The sequence below is a fragment of the Nitrospira sp. Vd2 genome (assembly GCF_979581665.1).
Genome location: NZ_CEFZSK010000039.1, coordinates 49,840 through 72,162, shown reverse-complemented (window position 1 = coordinate 72,162; position 22,323 = coordinate 49,840). Strand labels below are relative to the sequence as shown.

Sequence of the window (22,323 nt, the reverse complement as noted above, 5' to 3'; positions counted from 1 at the left end):
GAAGGTCGGGCCGGAAAAGGAGGGCGGCGGGCCGGACGCCCGGCGCCCTCGAACAGATCATCGGTCGGTCACGGATGAGTGCCGAAAAAAGATGCGAGGGAAGGTCTATTCGGTCTCTTCGTCGCCAGCCAGGTCTTCCGGCTTGTCGAGGAAATCGGATTCCGTGTCTTCGTCGAGCGCCATCTCCTCGCCCATGTCCTCGTCCATCTCCTCACCCATGCCCATCTCTTCGGCGACCGGTGGACGTCGTCGCACCTTCGGCTCTTCTTCTTCACCAGGAGCAAACTTCGGCGTTTCCTCCGTCTTCGCCGGTTTCGCAGCGCGGGTGCTTCGTGCGGCTTTGCGCCCTTTGGCCGGCGCTTTTTTCTTGGCCGCCGGTTTCTTCTTGGCCATCGTCCGCTTGGGAGCAGCTTTCTTCGCCGCCGTCTTTTTCGCACCCGCGCGCTTCGTCGTGGTCTTTTTCTTTTTGCCACGCGCTGATCCGGCACGGGACGTCTTTTTTGCCGAGCCGCGCTTGCTCGATTTCTTCGTCTTTGTGGCCATTTCCTCCTCCTCTTCGATGGCTGACCCGGGGCTGCCTGGGGCAACCATCTAGCATGAATCGAGGAATTCTTGCAACCAGTGAGCAACGACATGCGCGGCACGATGATGCGGGGCTACGTAGTGATTCGGTGCGCTTGGCAAAAGCTGGCGACAAGTGCGCAAGCAGTGGTTGATCCTCGCTGCCTCGCAGCGAAAAACCGTTGTGACCTCAACGATATACATGCATTGGATTTTGCACTCTGCGTGGTACAATGACGTGTCCTCCGAGGACCAGGGCTATGGGAGCCAGCCGTCTGATCGTCATCCTCGTCGCGTTCGTGGTCGTTGCACTGCCCGTGCAGGCCACGCCTCCGCCGTTTGAAATTATCATCGAGAGCGGTGCGCCCTATTACGATCCGGCATCGCCCAAGATTGCCGCCGGCTCACCGATCCGATGGGACAACCCCACCGGCTCCCCTCATACGATCACGCACGATGGCTGCTTCACGGACGACAACCCCTGTGCGTTTGATTCGGGCACCGTCCCGCCGAACGGGACGTATACCCTGCCCGGACTTCCCCCGGGTCGCTATCCCTATCAGTGCCGGCTGCATCCCATCATGCGTGGCGCAGTCGTTATCGTCGATCCCTCTGGAAGCTCTTCCCGGACCTGACCTCGGCTTGCCTCGCTGTTTGCGCATGGTGTAGGCTTCTCTTTCGCGTCGCATGTCGACACCCCTTCAGTGATGAAACCGACTGCCCTGCTGCATGCGCCGATGACGCTGAACCCCGACATCTTGGGGCTTCGTGCCTGGCGCATGCCAGACATGATCGTCTATCAGCACGCCTCGAATGAGTGGTGGGTTGCGCCCCTCGATGATCAGCTTCCGCTCATTCGGCTCAATCGAGTCGGCCTCGACCTGTTGACGGCAATCGATGGCCATCAAACCGTCGCCGGTCTGCTCGAGCGATTCGGGAAATGGGTCTGCGGACCGGACGGTCAGACGGGGCAGTGGCACCTCGAACGATGGGCCCTCCCCACGTACGCGCTCTGCTATTACGGAACCGAACCGCCGAGCGGCGATCGCCACGGAGCGAAGTGGGACCTGCTGCTCCAGAAGATCCGGGAAGGCTGGTCGGGCCGCGAAGGGTTTGAAGGCGGCGAGCATCTTTCCGAATTTCATTTGCGCGAGATTACGAAGCGTGAGGGACACTTCGACACCATCGAGACGACCGTGTCGCATCTGTTCCGCGAGCCCAGTGAAGCCCTGCAAGGGTTGACGTACGGGCGCTTACTCGCCAGACATTTGCGCCGGCGCGGCTGGTGGACCCCCAAGCCACGGACGGTACTCGAAGTCGGCGCGGGACTCGGTTATGTTGCACGGGAAATGGCGGCGGAGTTCTCGCCTACTGAACGTCAGGGCGTTCGGTATGTCTTCCTCGACATTACGAAGCCGTTCTTGGAATCCCAATTGATGCTGGGCCGCGAGGGGGGATGGGGCTGTCACGGCGTGCAAGGGAGCGCCGAACAGCTGCCGCTGCAGGATGCCACGGTCGATCTCGTCATCGATAACGAAAATCTTGCCGACATGACGCCGGTGCAGTTGACTCGGGCGGAAGTCGAATCGGGACGGGGCTCGTCGGCGGAGAATCAGGAAGCGATCGACTGGATTCGCCGCATGCGGCTTCCCCTGGAACCTGATCTGCCCGAAGAGTTTCTCTTCAATCTCGGACCGATCCGGTTCGTCGCCGAACTGTGGCGCGTGTTGAAACCCGGAGGCCGGGCGGTCTTGATCGAGTTCGGCATCGACTCCGGCTGGCCGGCCCCCGTCAAGCTTCCCGGGCACACCGAGTACGAGGTGCACTATGGCCATCTCCGGCACGCCGCGCGCTGGCTCGGGTTTCACGAAGAGTACCTGACGCTGCCGCAGTTCCTCGTCCTCAAGCCCGATACGCCGCTCTTGTGCACCGGCGCCACGTATGCCATTCAGCGGTTCTGCCAGGCAATCGGCAAACCATTTGCGATTCGTGCCTACACCGAAGGTGAATTGAAGGCGACGCTGGGCGATATGGGGCCGCGGCTCATGGGCTGTCACTACCACGAACTGATCGATCCCGCGTGGTTTGGGCTCTGGGACTTCAAAGTGGTCCTGTTGCACAAACCCGGCGCCGCGCCCCGTCCGGCCTTCCAGGAGGCGAAAGGCTTTCGCTGGTATTCGCAGCGGTGAGCACTGTCGGTCATGCGGGCCGTGCGGCGAGGTCGAGGACGACACCTTCCCGCAAGCCGTAATCGCTCACCAGGCAAGCGTCAAGATCCAACTCCTCCATCACCGTGTGGAGAATCACTACCCCTGCAACGATCACTTCTTCACGTCCCGGCTCTAACCCCGGAATGTCCCGTCGTTCGTTCGCCGTACGGCTCACCAACTCGTGTTCAAGCGAGATAATCGCCTCCAGCGTCAGCGGAAAGTTATGAACCTGCGCGCGTCGGTAGACCGTGAGTCGCTGCGCCATGGCCGCGAGTGACGTGATCGTGCCGGCCGTTCCGACGAAGGTTAGGCCGTGCGTGGGACCAAGCGCCGGTCGCACGGCAGCCACCATCTCACGAATCCACGACCGGGCACGGCTCAACTCGTCGGGAGTGGGCGGGTCATGCTTGAAGAGGCGCTCCGTCAGCCGCACGACGCCTAGATCGAATGAGCGCACCACGGGCGTGTCCTCTCCGTGGTCAACAATGAATTCGGTGCTCCCGCCGCCGATGTCCAAGGCGACGACCGGGCCGACATGCACCGGCAAACCTGACCGGATGCCGAGCATCGTTCGCCGCGCTTCTTCCTCTCCCGACAGGACCTCGACATCAAATCCAATCTCATGCTTGACGCGGTCGATGAACTCATCCCGATTGACGGCATCGCGCACCGCGCTCGTTGCGACGGCCGCGACCCGATCGGCACGGTAGCCGTCGACGATCTGGCGCCAGGCCTTCAAGGTGTCGATCACACGGGACATCGCAGCGGGATCCAGCCGACGCGACTGGTCAACACCCTGCCCGAGTCGCAGCAGTCGCCGGTCAGCATACAGTTCTTGTAACCCGGCTCCTGGTGAGAACGCTGCCACCAGAAGGCGACATGTCAGTGTGCCAAGATCGACACCGGCGAGGATCACGTGGTGATTCGTCGATTGTTATTGGTGGGCAGAGACAACACAGGCCTTCCGGTAACTGAGGATTAACGATTCAGGTCTTCCGCGCGAACCTCTTCCATTTCGGCCAGCAATTTCGTCCGTTCCGCACGCAGCGCAAGCACCTGCTCCACGTGCCGAAGGATGTCCGGATCCCGGACGATCGCCTCCGGGCTCTCTCCCCGTCCGTGGAGGTCGATGGCACGCTCGCCGATATCCCCGTTCAGTTCATTGATCCGCTCCTCGAGTTTCCGCATCTCCAGCTTCAACTGTAACAACTCGGTCTCCTCCAGGGCCCGGTGGGCGGCCCGCACCGTACCATAGCGGAGCTTGGCAATACCCGCGCGGATATCGTGCGCCAGCCGCTGGATCAACCCCATGGTCAGCTCACCCCGGCCAGGGCCAGTTTATCCTTCCATCGGCGCAGCATCGCTTCTTTCAACCCGAGATGGTCCTTTGACGCGAGCTTCGGATCCCGCTCGATCAGCGCAAAGGCCTCCCGGCGTGCCGCCTCCAGCAGGTCGCGGTCACGGATGAGGTTGGCGGCGCGAAATTCCGGCACGCCCCACTGCCGAATGCCGAAGAATTCTCCCGGGCCTCGAATCCGAAGATCTTCCTCCGCGATGACAAACCCGTCCGTGGATCGCACCAGCGCCTCCAATCGCAGTGCCGACGGCGTCTGGTCGGAGCGGTCACGGATCTCGCCAGAGGCGAGGAGCAGACAATACGACCGTTCAGCCCCTCGCCCAACGCGCCCGCGCAATTGATGGAGTTGCGCGAGCCCGAACCGATCGGCATGTTCGATGAGGATGACGGTGGCGTTCGGCACATCGACACCAACCTCGATCACCGTCGTCGCGACGAGGATGTGGATCTCGCCGGCCTTGAACGCGGCCATCGTCGCTTCTTTTTCGTCCGATTTCAGCCGCCCGTGAAGCAGGCCGACGCGGTAGTCCGGAAATTCCGTTGCCTGGAGTCGGGCCGCCGCCTGAATCGCTGCCTGGAGATCGACCTTCTCGGATTCCTCCACCAGCGGATAGACGATATAGGCTTGCCGTCCCGCCTTCACCTGCTCGGCGACGATCCGATATGCGCGCGTGGACTGTGAGGCGCCGAACAGCCACGTGGTAATCGGCTTCCGGCCCGGTGGAAGCGCATCGATGACCGAGACGTCCAGGTCTCCGTACACCGTCATGGCCAGCGTGCGGGGAATCGGCGTCGCGGTCATGACCAGGACGTCGGGCCGGTAGCCCTTGTCGACCAGCGTCTTTCGTTGCAAGACGCCGAACTTGTGTTGCTCGTCGATCACGGCGAGGCCGAGATTGTGGAATCCCACGCCTTTTTGAATCAACGCATGTGTGCCGACGACGATGTGCGCCCCGCCCCGCGCAATGCGCTCGAGCACCGCCTTACGCGTCTTGGGACTCCCGCCGCTCTTCAGTAGCACGATCGAAAGGCCCAGCGGCTCGACCAGCGGTTTGAGGTTCAAATAATGTTGCTCCGCTAAAATTTCGGTCGGCACCATCACGGAAGCTTGATAGCCGGAGCCGCACGCGATCAGGATCGCGTGGAGCGCCACGATCGTTTTGCCGCAGCCGACGTCACCTTGCACGAGGCGGTTCATCGGCCGCGAGGCCGCCATGTCTCGTTCGATCTCCCCGACCACGCGCCGTTGCGCGTCCGTCAGCGTGAAGGGCAAGAGTCGGCGCAATCGGCCGACCAAGGGCGTCGTGACATCGAACCGAATTCCTTTCGCCTCTTCCTTGACCGACCGGTGACGAAGGGCCAGAGCGAGTTCGAGAAGGAAGCACTCCTCAAACGCGAGGCGTCGGTGCGCCGCAGTCGTGCCACGGTTCAGAAGGTCGAGTGGTGTTCCCGGCGGCGGGAAGTGGACATTGACCAGAGCCGACCGAAGGTCGATCAACCGCTGCGCGTCTCGAAGCGCATCGGGCAGGATATCTGAAACGTCTTTCAGGTGTTCATCGAGCAGTCCCTTGATCATCACACGAAGTTGTCTGGTGGTGATCCCTTTCGTCTCGTGATAGATCGGAACGATACGTCCGACGTGGAGCGTCTCCGCTTCGCCGTCCAACACTTCGTACAGTGGATTGTCGAATTGGAGGTTCGTCCACCCCTGACGGCCGACCGTCACCCGACCGCTGAACATCACGCGGCGTCCGGGCGTGAGAAGACGCTCGAGATACGGCTGATTGAAGAAGACGGCATGGATCAGCCCGGTCCCGTCACTGATTTCGACGTCGAGCAGCGCCATTCCGCGGCGAAACGTCCGTTTCACCCGGCTGGAGCTGACCGTTCCCCACACGGTCGCATCCATGCCGGGCGTCAGTCGGGCGATCGGTGTGACGACGGACCGGTCTTCATACCGCCAGGGCAGGAACCACAGCGCGTCCTCTACAGTCCGCATGCCAAGGCGTTCCAACAATGGCGCTCGCTTGGGTCCTACTCCGTGGGCGAACCGGATCGGAATGGTAGAGAGATCAATGCGCCTCACGGGCGATGCGGACGCCGGCACCGAAGCACTGACCGGGACATCCGTGCGCGAGCGATCGAGGCGACCGAGGATCAGTCGCGCCGATTCTAACCGTCGCCGCTGCTCAGATGGATCGAGCTGCTGATGAAAGTCGACGAAGAGATCATGGAGCGCCAGGAGATCGGCTTCAATCGATGGAAGATGGATCTGCTCTGCCAACACTTCGATCACTTGGCGAGTGACGAACGGTCCTAGCGTGTTCACGGTAGACCGGCGCGCCGATTCGGTGCGACTCGCAAATTCGATGGGGCGGGTGAGACGCTGGATCAGGCTCCGGAGATGGTCGGAATCGGCAGCAGGGCGGTGACAATCAGGAAATGACGTGCTGGCAGGCTTGTCAGGCACCGGAACGCCATGGTAACATGCCGCTCGCTTCGATGACAATAAAGTATCGGTGGAAGAAGGAGTTCTGATCGTGGCGTACGCATGTGAGATCTGCAGCAAGCGGCATCAGTCGGGACATAACGTGAGTCACGCGAACAATAAGACGAAGCGCGTGTTCAGCCCCAATCTCCAAACCGTTCGGGCCCTCATCAATGGAGCATCGAAGCGGATCCGCGTGTGCACGCGGTGCCTGCGGTCCGGTGCGGTCAAGAAAGCCGTCTGATCGCTGATTCTCTCCCGTGTGTTCGTGGTTCTTCTCGCTTCTCGTTCCCTCCAGAAGACGGACCCCTGGTCAGCACGGACTACTCATCTGTCCCTTCGACGGCTGTCGAGAAATTTAACAGCCTTTCCCGCGATGAATCCCGCCGACGTGTATGGTTGGAGGTCCTAGGCCGCGTTCGTTCTGAAATCCCTGTCCTTTACACGGCCTGCGGAAATTCCGGCGAGGCAGGTCTGGGTTTTTGCAGCATGGATTCCCTCGGAGTCCTTCCAAAGACGGTGTTCGAAAACTTTACGAGATTCCGATTCCTCATCGCGAAAGGCGGCGGCGAGTTGTCGATCGCTTATCGTGAATTGACACGCGGTTATCTCTCGTGTCTGCAATTGGCTCGCGCTTTGCTTGCTGACAATCACAGCGGAGAGCCGACGATGGGTGGTGACGCGAAGGGATCGGGTGATCGAGCGACCGTCGAGTATTGGGGATTGCCCTCGATCTGCCAGCGAATGCAATGGCGGCATCGCCTCACGCCCGTTCGGCATGCCATGAAGTATGGGTTTCCGTTGTACGTGCGAATCCGGCTTGGTCAGCGCCGCCAGATGTACTATTCCAACGAAGCGTTGATCAAGGCATGGGAATGGGCCCGGTGTGAAAGAGAAATCGAGCGGCTCGTGAAGACGATGCCGACGTCCTTCGATCCGGCCATCCTCCCCCTCTCTGTCGAGCCAAAGCCCGACCGACGTTAGCCTCGCCCCGCCCCACGCTCATCGAACCATTTGGTGCTTGATTTCTAGTTCCCGTAACGACTGGGTGTAGGGCGCGCAGTGTTCTTTGGCCTTCGGCGGCTCGTCTTCGTAACGCTGTAAACAGAGCCGATACGCGTGCAGCATTTCAGCCGTTTCCTCGCGGACGTCCGCCGTCGCTTTCTTGATTCGGTAATCTTCATAGTACTGGCATCCCGCCACCACCACTGTCACGCTCAGCACAGCCAATGCAACTGCTGACTTCATGCGACCCCCCAACCCTTAGGGATCGCATCCTACCCTACCCGAGACGAGAATGGTAGGACTGACGCGCGTGATCCGGCCCTCGTTCAGAACCCGACGCCGACGCCGGTGCCGACACCGACGCCTCTCCCCATCGTGCCGCCTCCAATGGAAATGCCGAACCACGGTCGTGTACCGCCAACGGCTGGCGGCTGGTCTTCCCAAACCTTCAGATATCGGACCGTCAGTTCCGGATAGGCATAGTCGAAGTCTTCTACCCCTTGACGCGTTGAGCCCGTGACCTGTCCGACGATCGTCACGCGGGTATTCTTGGGGAGCGTTGCAGGATCAAGGAAGCCGTCCTTCTTCCATGCGAGAAAGCGCCCTTCGGAAGCCGACGGGTCTGGGACGGGCTCCCATCGGTCCATCGGGAGTTCCAACACTTCTATCACCGTCCCTTGTGGAGTGCGTTTCGCGGCCAAGACCTCGCCGCTCAGCGCGACCGTCCTGCCGACGTACTGATCCGGCGACTCGGCGAGTTCCCGAAACGAGACGCTCTTGTCCACCTCTTGCTCCAAATCACGGGGAATTACCTGTGAGGCGCACGAGGTGAGCAGCCACATTGCGGCGAGTAAGCCGGCTCGCATCCACATGCTTCACTATATCGACTCGCGATGGACCAGGAGGTAGGAAGGCGCGAAGTCAGGCGTGCGAGACGACCGACACAACGACATCACGGAGCGGCCATACGCCGGCTCCCGATCGGCTCAGTTCGGCTTGGTCAATCCCATCCCGGGAGCCTGACCGGGGCCGAGGTCCGTTGCGTGAGCCGGGGGAATCGCGCCGGGGACCACCTTGGAGCAATCCTCCTGACCGGTCGGACCTTCTTTGCACAAGGTCTGGGCCGGTGGCGCTGTCACGGCGCAGCCCAGTAGCGCGCTAAGAATGGTGGTGAGAGTGAGTCGGACAAGCACGGGAGTACCCATAGAGTCTTTTCCTGGTGCCGCTATCGTACTCCTCTTCAATAAATCTTTCCACTCCTGAACTTCGCTACCTGCTGTATGAGAGACCACCCCCCGACGCCCGACCCACTTCGCGGCTTCACCGAGAGGGAGAATGGAAACGCCGAAGGACAGCCGAACACCCACTCCCGCGGCGACAGCGATGTAATGAACGACCCTTGGGCCGATGGCGCAGCAGTCACGAGCAGCGTGTAGCATCTCGCATTCGGTCGTGCATGCCGCACCGTGTCCCGTGTTCGTCGTCCCCTCACGACACCGTTGACCCGCGCGAAAGCCATCCACGAGTGACGAGAGCGGCGATGATCAGATCGGCGGCGCGATCCGGCGGCATCTGATCGGCTGGAATACGGACCTCGGGTCGTTCAGGGGCCTCATACGGGTCCTGAAGCCCTGGCACGTTCGTCAATTCACCGGCTAACCCACGGCGATAGATGCCCTTGGGATCGCGGGCAATACAGACAGCCAGCGGACAGTCGACCGCCACTTCGAGAAATCGCGCAATCCATGCGCGTCCGGTCTCCCGGTACCGACGCTTGGTCGCCGTCGCATCGAAGATCACGACGACACCGTGCGTGACAAGGCGACTTCCGGCGAAAGCCAGCGCGCGATAGAACAAGTCGCGCTCCTGCGGATCGTATGTGGCGTGGGGCGTGAGCAGCGTCCGTACCGCATCGGACTCCAACACTTCTACCCGAAGTCCTCGCTTTGTCAGCCGATCACGCAACACGGCCGTGATGGCGCTCTTGCCCGAGGCCGGAAGACCGGTCATCCAGATTCCAAATGCTTCCATGTGACGTGGCCTGGACTCACCACTTGCAATACTGATTGACGAGCGCCGGGTCGAAACGGTCGACGGCCAGGACGTGTTGGACGAACGCAAAGATCGCGCGCCGGGTCTCGTCCGTCAAATCGGGGTACCACACGGGGCTGGCGATCACCAACCCGCGGAACGCGAAGAACGGCGCTGCCGTTTCCAGTACTTCCCGATCGCCGCTCCCTGCGATGTACCGTTCCCAGAATTCCCGGAATAACACTTCGAACGGGCCGCGCAAGCTGCCCCACCGTCTCAGCGAGGAGAAAAGATAATTGATCGACATGGACGTGACGTCGTCGGCCGGCTCACCCCACTCGCCGCGCGATCGATCGAGCACGGTGAAATCCGTCCCACGCCGGAACAGGACGTTCCAGGGGTGGAAATCACCGTGGACCTGACTCAGCCGGCTCGACCGCGACCGAAGCCGCCACCGCCAGCGATTGCAAGCGTCCTCGATCCCACGCAGCAGGTCTTCGGTAATGAACCCGTACTGTGGCGGGTAACTGTCCGTCAACCCCATGATGCACTCGCCATGGCCGATCAATTCGCGCAGACGCCGCCGATACAGGGCCGGCTCTCGGCGCTTGCGCCGATGGATGGTGACGAGATAGTCCGCGAGCGCGCGCATCCGAGATCGATCCTGGTGTCGCAGCCGCCCGCTGTCGGCCATGCGACGGAGGTCTTCGTGATACGTTGTTCCATCGGCCCATTCGGTCAAGAGAAAGAATTCGGCCGCGGGCGCGATCGAAAACAAGCGTCCATCGGCAGTGAACGCGCCGACGTCGAGAGCGCGCACGTGTTTGGGAAGGCGCTCGTAGGAATCGAAATCCCAGAGCAGCGCTTGGGCCCGGTCGGCCCGGTGTTCGTGGCCAAACGGTCCGGGCTTCATCGTTCCCAGGACGACCCGGCGTTGCATCCGGCCGATTCGAATCGTCAGGCGAATAGGGGCGCCATAGCCATAGCCCTTAAGCTTCTCATCCGACGTTTCTTCTCCAATCGGCCCATAGCTCACGAGTTCAGCCGAATCACCGAACCGGGCACGAACGTATTGCAGCAGACGATCTCGCCTCAGCAGTGGCATGGCGCTCTCCGACTGAAAGAAAAAGCAAAGGTTATTCGGGTCTGTTTGCTGATGGCCCTACGTGATCCTGCCGCATTAGGCGTCAGTGCCGCCACACGGCTTGAGGTAAAATGCATCATCCTGCGACAGCCTAGCCACCGGCGCTGCAGGATCACAAGGGCCATCCAGCGTGGATGATGGCACATCGCTTGCGCATCCTCACCGGAGAAGAGATTCGGTCATTGAGATAGAGGAGGCCTATGGATCTCGAAATTGAAAGCAGAAACGTCGACATGACGCCTCGATGGAAAACCGAGATCGAGGAACGGATGGCTGACCTTCAGGTCGGCCATGACGATATCACCCATGGACGCGTCACGCTCACGAAAAATCGGCATCATAAGAAAGATGCTCGGGTGGCCGAAGCGCTCGTGGTCGTGACGCTGCCGGGTCGGCATACGATCACCGCACGGAAGGAAGAAAAGACGTTTGAGGAAGCGATCCGCGCGGCGTTCTTCGCCGTCGATATCGAGTTGCGAAAGTACCGCGAAAAACGGGCGACCAAGGAAGTGCGGACGGAGCCGATTCCGCCACTGCGTGGCGTGATCTCGAAAGTCTTTCCCGGCAAGGGGTACGGGTTCATTCTGAAGGATGGCGGCGGCGAAGTCTATTTCCATAAGAACGCGCTGCAAGGCTTGACCTTCGAGTCGCTGACCGACGGCCTCGAAGTGGCGTTCGATACCGAACCGGGCGAGAAGGGGGAGCAGGCGACCGTGGTCAGCGCCATTCCCGCACTTCCAGGAAAGGAATACGAGTAGTAACCCGAGCCTGAGGCGGGGCGCGTGTTTCGCGGCTGCGCCTCAGGCCACATGGTCCTACTCGACCGTGCCTCGATGCCGGAACTCACCACGCTACCGTATATATCTTAATTGAGCACCAGTCTGCGGCTGCCATGCCGATGTACGATTCCACATCTCCCTGGCCATCATCACCCGTCGTTTCATCGACAGCCCGAATGCACGAGTGGGGCGACCGACTGACGTTCTAAGGAGCGGGAGGAGGTGCTGGGCTGTATCCGCGATTTGCAAGCGGCGCGCTAAACGGAAGTTCCGATGAAGAGCCAGATGATCTCGTTCTGCCCCTTTGGGCCACGCCAGCTTCGCCGCGCCGCGAGATGATCTTCCTATTGTCGAAGGTCGACAGACCTGTTAGCGTCAAGCACCAAAGAGACTCGTGGCATGGTCTCGGCGCATACCACGTCGATCACCCTCTCCTCCGGCGACGCCCTCTGCATCGCGGATGTGCAGAATGATTTCTTGCCGGGCGGCGCACTAGGGATTGCCGGCGGCGATGCCATCGTGCCGGTGCTCATGCGGTATCTTCAACGGTTTGACGCACGGGGGCTTCCGATCTATACGACGCGAGACTGGCATCCACCCAACCACTGCTCGTTTCACGCGCGTGGTGGGATCTGGCCGCAGCATTGCGTGGCCGGATCGCCGGGCGCGATGCCGCCGGCGACGTTTCAGGTACCGGCATCAGCGGTCATCGTCTATAAAGCAACCGATCCCGACAAGGAAGCCTACTCCGCATTCGAGGGGACGGGCTTGCATCAGGCTCTCCAGGCGAAGAGGGTGAGCCGACTGTTCGTCGGCGGGCTCGCCACCGATTATTGCGTGATCAACACGGTCCGTGACGCCAGACGGCTTGGTTACGCCGTGGTCCTGCTCCTCGACGGCATCTGCGCCGTCAACGCCAAGACCGGGGACGGCGAGAAAGCGATCGTCGAAATGATCGAGCTTGGCGCGGTCCCGATCCGGTTCGATCAGCTTGCCCCATGACTATGGACTCGCCCGCGAGCGTCCTTCTGACCGACCTGTACCAGCTCACCATGCTGCAGACGTACTTCGATCACCGCATGCATGAACCGGCCGTCTTCGAGTTGTTCGCGCGGAAACTCCCCCCCGGCCGGGGCTTCCTCATGGCGGCAGGACTGGAACAGGCCGTGCATTATCTCGAAACCCTCCACTTCGCACCGTGGGAGGTGGACTGGCTCAAGGGACAGGGTCGCTTCAGTCGCGAGTTCCTCGCTTCCCTGGCCGACCTCCGTTTCACCGGGGACCTTGACGCCATGCCGGAGGGCACGATCTGCTTTCCGAATGAACCGCTGCTGCGCGTGATCGCCCCCCTTCCAGAGGCACAACTGGTCGAGACTCGTCTGATCAATCTCTTGCATTTTCAGACGGTCATCGCGTCGAAGGCGGCTCGCTTGGTTTTGACCGTACCCGACAAGCCGCTCATTGATTTTGGTCTGCGTCGGGCTCATGGAGCAGAGGCCGGGCTGCTCGCCGCACGTGCGGCCTATCTTGCCGGAATCGCAGGTACCGCCACGGTGCTCGCCGGCATGCGCTTCGGGATCCCGATCTACGGCACGATGGCCCATTCGCTCGTGCAGGCGCACCGAAACGAGAGCGAGGCGTTCGAGCACATGGCCTCGTCCTACGGCTCGGACATCGTGCTGCTCATCGACACGTACGACACCGAGGAGGGGGCACGGAAGGTCGTCGACGTGGCCCACCGACTGCGTGCGAAAGGCATCACGATTGGCGGGGTGCGCCTGGATAGCGGTGACCTGGCCGACCATGCCTTCAAGGTCAGACGCATCCTTGATCAGCGCGGGCTGGAATCGGTCGAGATCGTCGCCAGCGGCAACATGGACGAAGCCACCCTCCGACGCCTCGTGGCCAGCGGCGCGCCGATCGACAGCTTCGCGGTGGGCACGCACTTGACCACGTCGGCCGATGCACCATACGTTGACTGCGCGTACAAACTTCAAGAGTATGCGGGGCGACCGTGCCGCAAGCGGTCGGAGGGCAAAGCGACGTGGCCTGGTCGCAAGGAGGTGTATCGAAATTACCATGCGGATGGGAAGATCGACTACGACCTGCTGACACTGGTCGACGACCGCATGTCAGGCTCACCGCTGCTCAAGCCGGTCATGCGAGACGGGAAGCGCGTCGGGCCGCCGCCCACCCTCCCCGCCGTCCGTCACTACGCGGCATCGCAACTCGCTTGCTTGCCGGACCCCCTCAGCCATCTTGAGGACGGCGCGACCGTCGAGGTGCGCGTCTCCCCAGCCCTTCGGCACCTCGCCGCGCACGTCGACGCCGATGCACCAGGATGAGGCGCTTAGTGCGGTGAGCGGCGGACCTTGCTCTCCTCGACCTTCTGCCGAAGCGTCTCAACCAGCTTCTGATACGACGAGGACCGGATCGTGCGGTCAAATTGTCCGCGGTAGTTCTTAACCAGACTGATGCCGTCGACGACGACGTCGTAGACGTACCACTTGTTCCCTTTGTTCAACAACCGATAATCGAGCGGATATTCGGCTTTCGACGAGATGATCTTCGTCCGGACCTCGGCATATCCGTCCGACAACCGTTCATTCAGATATTCCACGCGCTCACTCGTATAGCTTTCGATCTTATCCGCGTAGCTCGCCGAGAGAAACGCCGCGAATAACTCGACGAACTCTGTTCGCTCCTTTTCATTCAACGTGAGCCAGTGGCGGGCCAGCGCGCGTTTCGCCATCTCTTCATAGTCGAATCGCTGCCCGATCAACCGCTCGAGCAGTTTCCGGCGCTCCGCGAACCGGTCCGGTTTTTTCCACTCCGCATCTGACAGCACCCGGATGACCTCATCCACCGTCGTGCGCACGACCTCGGTCGGCGCAGGAACTGCGGCATGGCTCACGACCGACAACAAGAGCAGCAGTAGGCCAACGATTCCTGCCATTCTGAGAGCGTGGACATGAATCGTCATCGGTTAGGACCAGTACTGGAGCGCTTTCATATAGCCAAACAGGAGGTCGCGACGTGCGACGATTCCCACTACACGCCTGCCCTTCACCACCGGCACACGCGTCAGATAGCGATCCTCGAAGAGATTGGCTAAATCGACCAACGTCATGTCCTCCGTGACCGTGAGCACCTTTTCCGTCATGATCTCTGACGCGGTGATCTTCCGCAAGTCACGTCCCTCGATCGTCGCCTGGAGAAGGTCGTATTCACTCACGAGACCCAGAAGCGTCTTCTCCTCGTCGACGACCGGCACGCTGCCGATGCGGTGATCGCTGAACAACCGGGCCAGCCGCAAGCCATCAGTGTGCGGGCCGCACGTCACAACGGCGTTTTCCATCAACTGCCCAACAGTCAGCGATGTGGGATCGCAGGCCCGTGTCCTGTACTCCGTGCGTCTCATCGCTTGCCCGACTTAACGCTGCACCGTTTCCGCTCCGTAGTTGAGGTAGGCTCGAAGGATATCGCGGCGTGCGACGATCCCGATCAGCGTATTGTCGGCATCCACGACCGGGACACGAATCAAGTCGCTCGCGCGTAGGACATGAACCAGCGTGGCGACGTCGGTCTCTGGATGCACCGAGTACGGATTGCGCGTCATCGTCTCGTGCGCCGTCAACTCGCCCCATTTCCGGCCCGCTTCAAGCGAGGCCAGCAAATCAAATTCGCTCACGATTCCGACCAACCGGCGCTTCTCGTCGACGATCGGCACGGAGCCGAACCCCTCGATCATCATCGAGGCGATCTTATCCGCCTTCGTCTCGGGATGCGCATACTGAACATCCCGTTCCATGAAACGTGAGACAGTCAACCGCTGAAACGGTGTGAGGACTTCGCGACTATGGGACGGCATAGCCTCCTCCCTATTGTCCTGCGAAAGACATGGACTTTGCCAGCAGCCCATCACCTCTGTTTACTTGCAAGCCTCTAGCCTACTTGCAAGCCTCTAGCCAGCCGAAGCATTCAAGCGCGACAGGACTGCAGCAGACGTATTCCGGCTGTTGCCAAGCGGTCACAACGCGGCTGACGACTATTGCTACAGGCTGTTATTCTGTTCAGTGTCAAGAAGGGACAATGCAATCGTGAGCCTGCGTGATCCCCATCCTCCCGGCGCCTTCTGGATCATTCTCGCATGGCCATGCCGAAGGACAGCACCGACGTGCCGGGCAGGAAATGATTCAGCCGATTCTTTTCGATAGGATCGACACAGGACCCGCTCGACCGTCCGTATGTCATGAGCACCATGGCATCACCGTGCCGCGCGCGGACGAAGCACAGGCCTTGCCGTCCTTCCTAAAGGGCGCAAACGCGCGCGGGTACGGATCGCGCTGACCCGACCATCCTCGAGAACGGTGCCGGTCTTGTGTCGGGACAGAAGCCCGCAGCAGTTCTTCATGCGTGCAGCAAATTGCTGTGGTGCATTCTACGGCACGAAAGAGCGGCCGTGGCGGCACCCTGCGCTCGACTGCGGTCAGCTTGTTAGCCCTTCAGGATGGCGTCTCGAGTATGATCGATCCACGCACTCGCGTTCGCGGCCGACGTGATGCTCGGTCGACTGGCTCGCTGGTTGCGCATCTCGGATATGACACGATCTATGTGTCGCCGCCTCGACGAGTCACCGTTGGCTCGTCCGTTCCGACGAGCTTCTTCATCAGGTCGCGACCCGACACTTCCATCCTGACTGCTGGTGGGCGCCGTCATTGTATGGTGAGCTGATGGGCGAAAGGAGGAGGACGCGTGATTGTGAAATGTGTGACCAGGCGTTCAGCAGGGATCTGGCTGATGCTCAATTTGTTCGCGGCCTGCACACCTCGGACGGCACTGCCGCCGGCCTCGCCGCTGGAATGCGCCCAGGGTGGCGATTATGCATGTCCTGAAGCACGAGAAAAGGCGCACGAGCTTCGACCCGTTCCGCAGAATCCACCATCGCCGTGACAGGTGGTGCTCGCTCCGTTTCGGACAGGCCAGGATGACGGACCGCTTCATAGCGGAACCCAGGGAGATGTGTTACGCTTGTCGCGTGCCTGATGGCCTCGAAGAAAGGAGCGCAGATGACAGTCACGAACGGAAAAGTCGTCTCCGTCGAATACACCCTCCGCCTCGACGATCAGGAGGTATTCGAAAGTAACGTTGGATCGGAGCCGCTCACCTATACCCATGGATCACATGAGATCATTCCGGGTCTCGAGAACGCCTTGGAAGGGATGGAACTCGGCGAGCAGAAGCGCGTGACGGTCGGCCCAGCCGATGGGTATGGTCCCTCCCATCCGGAAGGGTTCTTCGAAGTCGAGAAGAGCCGGATTCCAAACGAGGCCTTGAAGATCGGCACGCAGTTGCAGGGCACGGGGCCAGATGGAAAGCCGGTGTATCCTCGGGTTTCCCAAATCAATGACACCACCGTCGTGCTCGATCTCAATCACCCGCTCGCCGGTAAGACGCTGCACTTCGACGTCAAAATCGTCAACATCGCGTAGCGCCGACGGGCCGGCTCGACCAGCGCTAGGCGCCTGCGGCCGGCCACAAAGTGGCTTGACCGCTGCTCGCGTCGCTCGCGCCCGGTCCGTTCTCGTGCGCGAAATGTTCGACTCGGACCCCAAGGAGGCGGATCGGTTTCCCTTGGGGATTCTCCCGCCGATCAAGAAAAGGCAGGAACAATCGCAGGGCCTCACCTTGGAGCGTCCTCAGCTCACACGTCGGGCGCTCCAGCGTGCGGCGCCGCGAGACCGTGTGAAAATCGGCAAATCGCACGGTAATCACGACCGTCCGGAACCCGACGTTGCCTTCGTCGGCAAGCCGGTGCATCACGCCGTGACACAGAGCCATCAACCGATCCGTTAACATGCCGGCATCGTCGCTATCCTGGAATAAGGTTTCCTGCTCGCCAATGGATTTGAGTTTGGAGACCGGCGACACCGGCTCATCGTCGCGCCCGCGGATCTTCTCATAGAGCGCCAGCCCTCGCTTGCCGTACCAGTCGCACAGGGCCTCTTTTGAGAGCCGCCTGAGATCGCCCACTCGCTGAAATCCTTGTTCCCTGAGCTCGGCCTCCGTCTTCGGCCCGATGCCGGGAATGACCCGCAGCGGGAGCGCCGCAAGCGCGCCATCGGCTTCGGCCTCCGTGATGATCGTCAACCCGTCCGGTTTGTGAAGACCCGAGGCAATCTTCGCGACGAGTTTGTTTGGCCCGATCCCGATCGAGGCGGTTAGGTGCTCATCGCGACGAATGCGCTCCTTGAGTGCGCGGCAAACGGAGGCCGCCCGCTCGAACGTTCCTGTCTGGCTCAAGTCGAGATATGCCTCGTCGATGCTGGCCGGCTCAACGATCGGTGTGTGCTCGTGCAGAATGGCCATAATGCGTTCGGACACCTGTCGATACTTCGGCATATCGACAGGCAGAAAGACGACCGGCGGATGACCTTGGCGAAGAGCCCGCTCGGCACACCGCCACGCTGTGGCAATCGGCATGGCGGAATGGATCCCGTAGACCCGTGCCGGATAATTCGCGGTCGATACCACGCCCCGTCCTTCACCGCCGCGGGGATCGGCGCCGACGACGACTGGCTGCCCGCGCAGACGCGGCGTATCCCGCTCTTCGATGGCGGCATAGAACGCGTCCATATCGACGTGCCCGACGATTCGCATGATCAGCTTGCGGGATCCGGTCGGAGAGACTGGACGCGGAGTGCATGCCGGAAATCGGATAGCTCTTCAAACACGTCTTACTCGGACTCCTCGCTTCTCACCCGCACGGATTTCAGGGCGAGGATCCGATGACGGACGATGTCCGGGTCAGCCACACCTTTGAATCGCAACCGCTCATCACCGGCCTGATCGCGGATGACAATGGTCCCGATGCCGAGCCACCCGCCAACGAGTCCTTGATGAATCGCCACCTCTGCGATCTCGCCGGCGGCCACGCCGCGAATCTCGTGTCCGGTATAGCCATTTTGCAGGAAGACACGATCTGCCGCGATGACGTAGCGGGCCCACCGCCGGAGCACCGCAGTACACGTGATCAAGATGGCACTTCCGAGCAGCCAGCCTTCCCACCCCGGGAAGCCGAACCTGTGCAAAATCAATCCGCGAAACGCTGTGAAGAGACTGATCGCAAGCAGCCAGGCGAACTGCCCCCAGGAGGGAAAGGCCGACCACATCGGCCTGACCTTTGTGGCCTGCCCTGTCATAGAGGGCGCTGGTTTCCGGGTTGGTCAGGCGAGTTCATCGGATGGCGATCCTTCCCATCCCTTCGCGAAACTCGATCGGTGTGCCGAACGACCGACACTGCGCCTGCATCCGGGTCGCCAAGAACGCCGCTTCCTTGTCGGCTGCGCGACGAACGGTGCAGTGGTCGATCGTGATCGGCACCAGCATGAGCGCCGCCGGTCTACCATCACAGGCTTCCAGCAAGAAGAGAAACGACAAATCGTTTCGCTCCAAAGGGTCGACGGCATAGTCGTCGATGAAATCGCCGGTCGAATAGAGGATCAGCTTGCCGTCTACGATCTCAATCCCTTGTGGCGTGTGGTTGGAGTGTCCCCAGTAGACATCGGCACCGATCGCGACGAACTGGTGAGCCAAGGCCCGCATGGCGCGTGACGGAGGCCCCCAGTTCGGTCCAACATGGGCGCTCACGACGACGAAGGGTGCCTCACGACTGGCACGTCGAAGCATGTCCATGACCCGCGACCGGTAGGGCTCGATCAACCCGCGCTCATCATACTCGACAAAGTTCACGCCGGGTGACCGGACCGTCGCTTCCCATTCCGGTTCATTGTCGGTGATCGCACAGACAGCCACCCGGCCTATTGTTGTCTCGAGAAATACGGGCGCGGCCGCCGCTTCGAGGTCCGCTCCGGCTCCTGTGTGCTGAATTCCGGCATTGTCCAGCAACGCCAAGCATTCCACCAACGCTTCGGCCCCGTAATCCAGGGCATGATTGTTCGCCAGCGTGACACAGTCGATGTGTGCAGCTTGCAACACCTCCACGGCCCGTGGAGCGGAGCGAAAGTGAAAGGCTTTGGAATCAGGGTGCCAGGGTTGCCCCGTGCGGCTGATCACACACTCGAGATTCACGAGCCGGCGCTCGGCCGACGTCAAGAACGGCAGCAGGTCGCCCCACACCGTCTCGACGGGGCGCGTCACATCATGTATGAGATATTCGTCCACCAAGCGGCCGAGCATGACATCGCCTGTGAGCGCAAGTTTCACTCGCGGCCCCCCGATCTGCGACGAAGGATTATATCTCACACCCTGAATCGTCATCATGCCGTCTCCATGGCCACGGACGCTGGCAGCAGCATCTCTACGGGCCAGGCGCTGTTCTGAATGGGCTCTGTTTGCGATGGAATGCGCAGATGGCGTTCACTTCGTTCACAACGCCGTTTGACCTCGTGCCATCGGAAGTCTCGTGGAAAGGCTGTATAGAAGTGCCTCTCCGTTTATGATGGCGAAGCGGGTCGGACGACGAGCACGGGGCACGGTACACGATGGAGCACGGAATGGCTCACGCTTCCCAGCATGGCGCGGCTCAGGCCATGATGGTGAGACCCCATCACGATCATCCCTGCCCGCTCGGTGGCCGCAGTCTTGACGATTTCGTGTGCCGGCGAGCCGAGTTCGGCCACAGCCCGTGCCCGATACCTCAATCCGGATAAGGTGGTCGCGACACGTTCGCCGAACTGCTTGGCCTGGGCCGCCATGTCTGTGTAGACTGACTCGGGGACGACGGCGCCGACCGGCCAAGCCGGGTGCGCGTAGGGCACGACCGTGAGGACGATCACGTCGCCCGGTTCCTTCAAGGGGCGCATCGAAAGCAGCCGAACGGCCGCGTCCGCGTCTGCCTCGTCGGAAATGGCCAGCACGAGGGGTGCGGACGGCCGGAGCGCGCCTCCGACAACAAGGACCGAACAGGGCGCATGGCTGACCACCCGGTGTGAGACGCTCCCGAGCATCAGTTCACGGACCGCTCCAACCCCGCGCGCCCCCATTACGATGAGATCGATGCGTTCACGTTTGGCAACGCCGGTGATCACATCACTGGGTTTGCCGATTTCGATCAGCTTCGTGACCGGACCGACGTGAAGCGGTAGGAGCGCAGCCGCCGTGTTGACGATCCGTTCGCCTTCCTCACGAAGCGCCCGTTCCTGGGCCACCGACAGCTCGCGCGCCACTTCGGGAACCATCATCGGATAGGCGGGTGCCGGCACGTCGACGGCGTGGACCACGAACAGCGCCTCCGAATGGGTCATGTGGGCCAGGGCACGGACCGCTTCGGTCGATTGCTCCGAGCCATCCACAGCCAACAGCGTTCGCATATAGTTCCCCTTTTGTCCGGCGCGACCGGTGAAGCTCAACCGGTCTTGTGCAGCGCCGCCTTCGCCCGCGCCAAGCAGTCGATGACCTCATCGTCCTCGACTTGGCTGAAGTCGTCGTAAAACTGCCCGATGCCGAAGAACAAGGCCGGGGTGTGCAGAATGATCACGTCGTCGACCTTCGAGATCAAATCATGGCGTACCCTCGGAGGCGCGACGGGCGCGGCCGCGATCACCCGCCCGACCGGCAATGCGCGCAGTGCGGCGACCGACGCATAAAAGGTCGCCCCCGTCGCGATTCCATCGTCCACGAGAATTACCGTCCGGCCCACGAGCGTGGGCAAGGACCGGCCCTCGCGATATTGCTGAATCCGCCGAGCAATCTCATGACGCTGCCGCTGTAGCTCCTCATCCAGTTCTCGCTCGGTAACCCGGCATTCTTGCAGCACATCTCTGTTCACGTGGCGATACCCAGTTTCCGAGAGCGCGCCCATGGCCAGTTCGGGATTGCCCGGCGTCCCGAGCTTGCGGGTGACGAATACGTCGAGTGGCAGGCGCAGAGCAAGCGCAATCTCATAGCCCACGACTACTCCGCCTCGAGGCAGCGCCACAACCAAGCCATCTGCCACCGGCCCGTAGTCCTTCAGCCTGTCGGCCAGTTGCCGGCCGGCGTCGTGACGGTCTCTGAACAGAGAGTCCTCGCTGGAAGGCATCGACTTCTCACACTTGGGTCGGCGCTACGCCGATGGAAGCAGCCCGCATGCCAGGCATTTCGAGGCCGGAGAAGGGATGGGGCCCGGCTCCTAACGGCTCCCCACCGATTCCAGCACGGCTTCCGATGACAGCTCCCCGCGCGGTGGCTTCCGCAGTTGACGCATCACGCCGCGCTCCCACCGTTGCTGTGCATCATCTCTCGTCCCGTGCGCCGTTTCGGCATCGTATTGCACGTTGACCCGCGTCGCAATGGCGTTCAACAGCATCAGCGTCGCTTGAACCGATGCCCCTCGATCGAGCGCCGCATTCGCCTCGCGGGCGAGTAAACAGCTCAAGGCGAAGTGCACTTGTTCGTGGCGTAAGACCATCTCGGCACGCCCTTCCCAGGACGGCACCTTCAAGAGGTCCATGCGAAACCATGAGAGGCTGGGATCGAAGACGGCCTGAATACGGGGAGGAGGGCCGGGGTGGAGGACGTAGCGGACCGCTGTTTCTGCTGCCCGGACGCCAGGTTCCCACCTCTCGCGAAAATCCTGCCGCGTCGGAAGCCGGTCAGGGGAGCAACTGGGAGGGTCGCGAATATCAGTCTGCCAGACGAGCGTCCGGCTGCACGCGACGGCGAGAAGCAAACTGGTCGAGGTCAGAGCCGAAACAATGACACGGATCGCCCAACGCCGGTCCGCGTTGGACAGCCGGCCTGGCAGG

26 protein-coding genes and 1 pseudogene are annotated in these 22,323 nt (G+C 61.5%); 8 read left to right on the top strand and 19 right to left on the bottom strand.

All coding sequences use genetic code 11. The features are described from left to right. Window positions 1-105 precede the first annotated feature (105 nt). Window positions 106-543, bottom strand: coding sequence for a hypothetical protein (locus AC1U7K_RS16030; protein WP_480252581.1), 438 nt, complete (start codon window positions 541-543; stop codon window positions 106-108). A 278-nt stretch (window positions 544-821) separates the two neighbouring features. Between AC1U7K_RS16030 and AC1U7K_RS16025 the strand changes: the two genes are divergently transcribed. Further along, the gene (locus AC1U7K_RS16025) at window positions 822-1,196 is read left to right on the top strand and encodes a cupredoxin domain-containing protein (protein WP_480252579.1); all 375 of its coding nucleotides are present in this window, start codon (window positions 822-824) and stop codon (window positions 1,194-1,196) included. Window positions 1,197-1,268: 72 nt separating this feature from the next. After that, the gene (locus AC1U7K_RS16020; protein WP_480252578.1) at window positions 1,269-2,750 is read left to right on the top strand and encodes a class I SAM-dependent methyltransferase; all 1,482 of its coding nucleotides are present in this window, start codon (window positions 1,269-1,271) and stop codon (window positions 2,748-2,750) included. A 10-nt stretch (window positions 2,751-2,760) separates the two neighbouring features. On the opposite strand, the gene AC1U7K_RS16015 is transcribed toward AC1U7K_RS16020, so the two are convergent. From AC1U7K_RS16015 to recG, 3 genes are all read right to left on the bottom strand, one after another. Next, window positions 2,761-3,687 (bottom strand): Ppx/GppA phosphatase family protein, encoded by a 927-nt coding sequence (locus tag AC1U7K_RS16015; protein ID WP_480252576.1) that lies wholly within the window; start codon window positions 3,685-3,687, stop codon window positions 2,761-2,763. Between the two features lie 62 nt (window positions 3,688-3,749). Then, entirely contained in the window at window positions 3,750-4,082 is a 333-nt protein-coding gene (locus tag AC1U7K_RS16010; RefSeq protein WP_480252574.1) for a hypothetical protein, read from the bottom strand. A 2-nt stretch (window positions 4,083-4,084) separates the two neighbouring features. After that, entirely contained in the window at window positions 4,085-6,598 is a 2,514-nt protein-coding gene (gene recG, locus AC1U7K_RS16005) for an ATP-dependent DNA helicase RecG (protein WP_480252573.1), read from the bottom strand. 70 nt (window positions 6,599-6,668) lie between these two features. Here recG and rpmB point away from each other — a divergent pair, with 70 nt between their 5' ends. Beyond that, entirely contained in the window at window positions 6,669-6,860 is a 192-nt protein-coding gene (gene rpmB / locus AC1U7K_RS16000; RefSeq protein WP_480252571.1) for a 50S ribosomal protein L28, read from the top strand. Window positions 6,861-7,105: 245 nt separating this feature from the next. Next, the gene (locus AC1U7K_RS15995; RefSeq protein WP_480252569.1) at window positions 7,106-7,600 is read left to right on the top strand and encodes a hypothetical protein; all 495 of its coding nucleotides are present in this window, start codon (window positions 7,106-7,108) and stop codon (window positions 7,598-7,600) included. Window positions 7,601-7,618: 18 nt separating this feature from the next. On the opposite strand, the gene AC1U7K_RS15990 is transcribed toward AC1U7K_RS15995, so the two are convergent. The 5 genes from AC1U7K_RS15990 to AC1U7K_RS15970 form a co-directional block, all read right to left on the bottom strand. Then, the gene (locus AC1U7K_RS15990) at window positions 7,619-7,864 is read right to left on the bottom strand and encodes a hypothetical protein (protein WP_480252567.1); all 246 of its coding nucleotides are present in this window, start codon (window positions 7,862-7,864) and stop codon (window positions 7,619-7,621) included. An 83-nt stretch (window positions 7,865-7,947) separates the two neighbouring features. After that, window positions 7,948-8,487 carry a Slp family lipoprotein gene (locus tag AC1U7K_RS15985; protein ID WP_480252565.1) on the bottom strand — a complete coding sequence of 180 codons (540 nt, stop codon included), beginning with the start codon at window positions 8,485-8,487 and terminating at the stop codon, window positions 7,948-7,950. 120 nt (window positions 8,488-8,607) lie between these two features. Next, window positions 8,608-8,826, bottom strand: a complete 219-nt coding sequence (locus tag AC1U7K_RS15980) for a hypothetical protein (RefSeq protein WP_480252564.1) — start codon at window positions 8,824-8,826, stop codon at window positions 8,608-8,610. Between the two features lie 283 nt (window positions 8,827-9,109). Beyond that, window positions 9,110-9,652 (bottom strand): adenylyl-sulfate kinase, encoded by a 543-nt coding sequence (locus AC1U7K_RS15975; RefSeq protein WP_480252562.1) that lies wholly within the window; start codon window positions 9,650-9,652, stop codon window positions 9,110-9,112. Window positions 9,653-9,668: 16 nt separating this feature from the next. Continuing rightward, the gene (locus AC1U7K_RS15970; protein WP_480252560.1) at window positions 9,669-10,757 is read right to left on the bottom strand and encodes a phosphotransferase; all 1,089 of its coding nucleotides are present in this window, start codon (window positions 10,755-10,757) and stop codon (window positions 9,669-9,671) included. 239 nt (window positions 10,758-10,996) lie between these two features. Here AC1U7K_RS15970 and AC1U7K_RS15965 point away from each other — a divergent pair, with 239 nt between their 5' ends. The 3 genes from AC1U7K_RS15965 (at window position 10,997) to AC1U7K_RS15955 (ending at window position 13,920) form a co-directional block, all read left to right on the top strand. Then, window positions 10,997-11,554, top strand: coding sequence for a cold shock domain-containing protein (locus tag AC1U7K_RS15965; protein ID WP_480252558.1), 558 nt, complete (start codon window positions 10,997-10,999; stop codon window positions 11,552-11,554). A gap of 420 nt (window positions 11,555-11,974) precedes the next feature. Then, window positions 11,975-12,577 (top strand): isochorismatase family protein, encoded by a 603-nt coding sequence (locus AC1U7K_RS15960; protein WP_480252556.1) that lies wholly within the window; start codon window positions 11,975-11,977, stop codon window positions 12,575-12,577. Between the two features lie 2 nt (window positions 12,578-12,579). Next, window positions 12,580-13,920 (top strand): nicotinate phosphoribosyltransferase, encoded by a 1,341-nt coding sequence (locus AC1U7K_RS15955; RefSeq protein ID WP_480252771.1) that lies wholly within the window; start codon window positions 12,580-12,582, stop codon window positions 13,918-13,920. Between the two features lie 5 nt (window positions 13,921-13,925). On the opposite strand, the gene AC1U7K_RS15950 is transcribed toward AC1U7K_RS15955, so the two are convergent. From AC1U7K_RS15950 to AC1U7K_RS15935, 4 genes and pseudogenes are all read right to left on the bottom strand, one after another. Then, window positions 13,926-14,531, bottom strand: coding sequence for an MlaC/ttg2D family ABC transporter substrate-binding protein (locus AC1U7K_RS15950; protein WP_480252555.1), 606 nt, complete (start codon window positions 14,529-14,531; stop codon window positions 13,926-13,928). Window positions 14,532-14,561: 30 nt separating this feature from the next. Next, window positions 14,562-14,996 carry a CBS domain-containing protein gene (locus AC1U7K_RS15945; RefSeq protein ID WP_480252554.1) on the bottom strand — a complete coding sequence of 145 codons (435 nt, stop codon included), beginning with the start codon at window positions 14,994-14,996 and terminating at the stop codon, window positions 14,562-14,564. 12 nt (window positions 14,997-15,008) lie between these two features. After that, entirely contained in the window at window positions 15,009-15,446 is a 438-nt protein-coding gene (locus tag AC1U7K_RS15940; protein ID WP_480252552.1) for a CBS domain-containing protein, read from the bottom strand. A gap of 281 nt (window positions 15,447-15,727) precedes the next feature. Further along, window positions 15,728-15,886: pseudogene (locus tag AC1U7K_RS15935) on the bottom strand (AmmeMemoRadiSam system radical SAM enzyme); the annotation flags it as partial. Window positions 15,887-16,644: 758 nt separating this feature from the next. Here AC1U7K_RS15935 and AC1U7K_RS15930 point away from each other — a divergent pair. Further along, entirely contained in the window at window positions 16,645-17,067 is a 423-nt protein-coding gene (locus tag AC1U7K_RS15930) for an FKBP-type peptidyl-prolyl cis-trans isomerase (protein WP_480252551.1), read from the top strand. A 25-nt stretch (window positions 17,068-17,092) separates the two neighbouring features. On the opposite strand, the gene dinB is transcribed toward AC1U7K_RS15930, so the two are convergent. The 6 genes from dinB to AC1U7K_RS15900 form a co-directional block, all read right to left on the bottom strand. Then, window positions 17,093-18,235, bottom strand: a complete 1,143-nt coding sequence (gene dinB / locus AC1U7K_RS15925; protein ID WP_480252550.1) for a DNA polymerase IV — start codon at window positions 18,233-18,235, stop codon at window positions 17,093-17,095. A gap of 77 nt (window positions 18,236-18,312) precedes the next feature. After that, on the bottom strand, window positions 18,313-18,747 hold the full coding sequence (locus tag AC1U7K_RS15920; protein WP_480252548.1) for a PH domain-containing protein: 435 nt from the start codon (window positions 18,745-18,747) through the stop codon (window positions 18,313-18,315). Window positions 18,748-18,811: 64 nt separating this feature from the next. Beyond that, on the bottom strand, window positions 18,812-19,858 hold the full coding sequence (locus AC1U7K_RS15915; RefSeq protein WP_480252547.1) for a CapA family protein: 1,047 nt from the start codon (window positions 19,856-19,858) through the stop codon (window positions 18,812-18,814). 173 nt (window positions 19,859-20,031) lie between these two features. After that, entirely contained in the window at window positions 20,032-20,907 is an 876-nt protein-coding gene (locus AC1U7K_RS15910; RefSeq protein ID WP_480252546.1) for a universal stress protein, read from the bottom strand. A 35-nt stretch (window positions 20,908-20,942) separates the two neighbouring features. Beyond that, window positions 20,943-21,617 (bottom strand): phosphoribosyltransferase, encoded by a 675-nt coding sequence (locus tag AC1U7K_RS15905; RefSeq protein WP_480252545.1) that lies wholly within the window; start codon window positions 21,615-21,617, stop codon window positions 20,943-20,945. Between the two features lie 90 nt (window positions 21,618-21,707). Continuing rightward, the gene (locus AC1U7K_RS15900; protein WP_480252544.1) at window positions 21,708-22,028 is read right to left on the bottom strand and encodes a hypothetical protein; all 321 of its coding nucleotides are present in this window, start codon (window positions 22,026-22,028) and stop codon (window positions 21,708-21,710) included. Between the last annotated feature and the right edge of the window lie 295 nt (window positions 22,029-22,323).